4 protein-coding genes are annotated in these 3,027 nt (G+C 71.7%); 1 reads left to right on the top strand and 3 read right to left on the bottom strand.

All coding sequences use genetic code 11. The annotated features are described in order from the left end of the window. Nucleotides 1-414 (top strand): mannosyltransferase YkcB-related protein (locus AC08ON_RS09935; protein WP_476616825.1); only part of this gene is annotated, 414 nt, incomplete at its 5' end. Between the two features lie 132 nt (nt 415-546). Here AC08ON_RS09935 and AC08ON_RS09940 read toward each other — a convergent pair. From AC08ON_RS09940 to AC08ON_RS09950, 3 genes are all read right to left on the bottom strand, one after another. Then, nucleotides 547-1,593 (bottom strand): LLM class F420-dependent oxidoreductase, encoded by a 1,047-nt coding sequence (locus AC08ON_RS09940; protein ID WP_476608642.1) that lies wholly within the window; start codon nt 1,591-1,593, stop codon nt 547-549. A gap of 176 nt (nt 1,594-1,769) precedes the next feature. Further along, nucleotides 1,770-2,315, bottom strand: coding sequence for an XdhC family protein (locus AC08ON_RS09945; RefSeq protein ID WP_476608641.1), 546 nt, complete (start codon nt 2,313-2,315; stop codon nt 1,770-1,772). Further along, nucleotides 2,243-3,027: XdhC family protein (locus tag AC08ON_RS09950; protein WP_476616826.1), on the bottom strand; the 785-nt coding region annotated here is incomplete at its 5' end. The genes AC08ON_RS09945 and AC08ON_RS09950, both read right to left, overlap by 73 nt.

Genomic DNA, 3,027 nt, shown 5'->3' on the forward strand with positions numbered 1-3,027 from the left:
GGAACCCCACCGGGCTCGTCCAGCGGTTCCTCCGGTTCCTCCAGCGACTCGCCGGTGGCAAGGAGCACGGGGAGCACGGCTCTGGTCGCGCTGCTCAGGACGAGCACCACGACCTGGGCTGCCGCCACCACCAGCGGTGCGACCACCGCCGCCGAGCTGGAGCTCAGCAGCGGTAAGGCGGTCATCGCGATCGGCGGATGGGACGGCAGCGACCCGGCACCGACGCTGGCGCAGTTCGAGCAGTGGGTCAGCGAAGGCAAGATCCACTACTTCGTTGCCGGCGGGACCGGGATGGGCGGGGGGCGGAACTCCACCTCTGGCAACGAGATCACAGCCTGGGTGGCGGCGCATTTCACCGCCACCACGGTCGGCGGGCAGACGGTCTACGACCTCACCACGTCCGGCATGAGCTGATCACACGATGTGCCGAGGACGGCACAAAGAGCAGGGCAGCATCAGGGGCAGGGCGGTTCCGCCGGGGCCGCCGCGGCTCCATTGCCGTCGCGGCTCGCCGCCCCGCACGGGTCGCCGCGGGCCGTCGGCACCTCACAGGCCGTCGGCGAGCTCGCGGATCTGCTCGATGAGACGCACCCGCTCCAGGTGCGTCGGCGCCACCGGATTGACGGCGAGCGTCGTGACCCCGGACTCCGCGAACACGGCGAGCCGTTCGGCCACCCAGCCGCGCGGCCCGATCAGGGAGAGCCTCTCCAGCAGGCCGGCCGGCACCGCGGCGGCGGCTTCCTCCTTACGACCCGCGAGGTAGAGGTCCTGGGCAAGCTTCGCCTCCGCGGCGTAGCCGTAGCGGTGAGCCAGGTCGTTGTAGAAGTTGCGGCCCCGCGCGCCCATGCCCCCCATGTACAGCGCGAGCTGCGGCCGGTCGGTGTCGCGCAGCGCGGTGACGTCGTCGCCGACGGCCAGGGACGCCCCGGCCCAGACGTCCAGGGTGCCGAGCGCCGGGTCCCGCTTGGCCGTACCGGCCCGCACCGCCTCGCCCCACACCTCGTCCGCGCTGTCCGGCAGGTAGAAGGCGGGCATCCAACCCTCGGCGAGCTCGGCAGCGAGCTCGACGTTCTTCGGACCGAGCGCGGCCAGCACGATCGGGATCCGGTCCCGCACCGGTCGATTAATGATCTTCAAGGGCTTGCCGAGGCCGGTCCCCCGCCCCGCGGTGAGCGGGATGTCGTAGTGATGGCCGTGGTACTCGAGGACCTCCCGGCGCCAGACCTTCCGGCAGATCTCGATGGTCTCGCGGGTCCGGCCCAGCGGGGCATCGTAGGGGACGCCGTGGAAACCCTCGATGACCTGCGGCCCCGACGCGCCGATCCCGAGGGTGAACCGCCCGCGCGAGACGAAGTCGAGGCCCGCGGCGGTCATCGCGATGAGGCTCGGGGTGCGCGTGTAGAGCTGCATGATCCCCGAGGCGATCTCGACGCGCGAGGTCCGGGCGGCGAGGAACCCCAGCTGGCTGACCGCGTCGAAGCTGTAGGCCTCGGCGACCTGGACGACCTGGAGCCCGGCCTTCTCGTAGTCGGCGAGCCCCGAGACGGTCTCCTCGAAACCTCCGCTGTACCCCAGCGACATCGCGATACGCACGTACGCCACTCCTCCGGCAGGCTCCCGCCACGGCCCCCTCGACCCTGGCATCTCACCCCCGAGTTTGCCTCCGGCCGCGACTCAGGCATTCTCGGCCAGGACTGGGAGTGTTGTTTTGTTCTTTTATGGTCTTGTCTTTTATGATCTTGAGTGTGAATGCTCGTCAACACCGTTGATTATCTTGGTTTCCCCGGGCACCCGTCCGCAGCACCGCCGGGATCACCGGATTCGGCGTGGATGCAGCCGCGGGTGGCTCGCAACGGGCGGCCACTCCCGCCCCACCGGTTCTGGATGATTTCCGCGGCGATGGAGACGGCCGTCTCCTCGGGCGTGCGCGCGCCCAGATCCAGTCCGATGGGTGAGCGCAGCCGGGCCAGGTCGGACTCGCTCACCCCGTCCTCGCGCAGCCGGCGCAGCCGGTCGGCGTGGGTGCGCCGCGACCCCATCGCCCCGACGTATCCGGCCGAGGAGCGCAGCGCCGCGCGCAGCACCGGGAAGTCGAATCTGGGGTCGTGGGTGAGGACGCAGATCACCGTGCGCGCGTCGACCTCGGTGCGGGCGAGGAACGCCGCCGGTCGCTCGCATACCACCTCGTGGGCGTCGGGGAAACGGCGAGGAGTGGCGAAGACCGGCCGCGCGTCGCACACCGTCACCCGGTAACCGAGGAAACGCCCGATGCGGACCACCGCGGCGGCGTAGTCGATCGCCCCGAAGACCAGCATCCGCGGCGGCGGCGCGAACGAACAGACGAACACCGGTACCGCGTCGGGTCGCCGCTGCCCGTGGAGACCCCCTGCCCGTGAAGACCGTAGTGACGCAGGCCGCTGAGCCCGGCCGCGAGCATGCCACGGGCGTCGTCGACCGCGGTCACCTCGCACCCGGTCACCTCGAACCCGGACGCACCGAACGAACCGGCGGTCCGCTCCGGCCACACCGCGACCTGGCTGCCCAGCCGCTCGCCACCGACCACGGTCAGCAGCGCCACCGGCTCGTCGGCGGCGATCGCCGCAAGGACCGCGTCGAGCGGCGATGGCCCCGGGTCCGACTGGCCCGGCGGGGGCGACAGATCTGACACGTCTGACACGTCTGGCAGGTGCGGCAGGTGCGGCAGGTGCGGCAGGTGCGGCGTAACAACCAGATCGATGACGCCGCCGCAGGTGAGTCCGACGGCGGCCACGTCGTCATCGCGGATCCCATAGGTCTCGAAGGCCGGCGTCCCCGTGCGGACCACCTCGGCGGCCACCTCGTACACGGCGCCCTCCACGCAGCCGCCGGACACACTGCCGACGACCTCGCCATCGGCAGCCACAGCCATCGCCGCGCCCGGCTGGCGCGGCGCGCTGCCCCGGACATCGACGACCGTGGCCACCGCGAACGCGGTGCCCGCCGCCCGCCACCGGCGCAGGGTGCCGGCGATCTCGCGCACCACCCCCA

The sequence above is a fragment of the Frankia sp. CoWAU3 genome (genome assembly GCF_977971855.1).

What these genes read in the sequence shown, in the direction of transcription:
- AC08ON_RS09945 (WP_476608641.1), bottom strand. Translation starts at nt 2,315, where the DNA reads ATGCTGGTCTTCGGGGCGATCGACTACGCCGCCGCGGTGGTCCGCATC.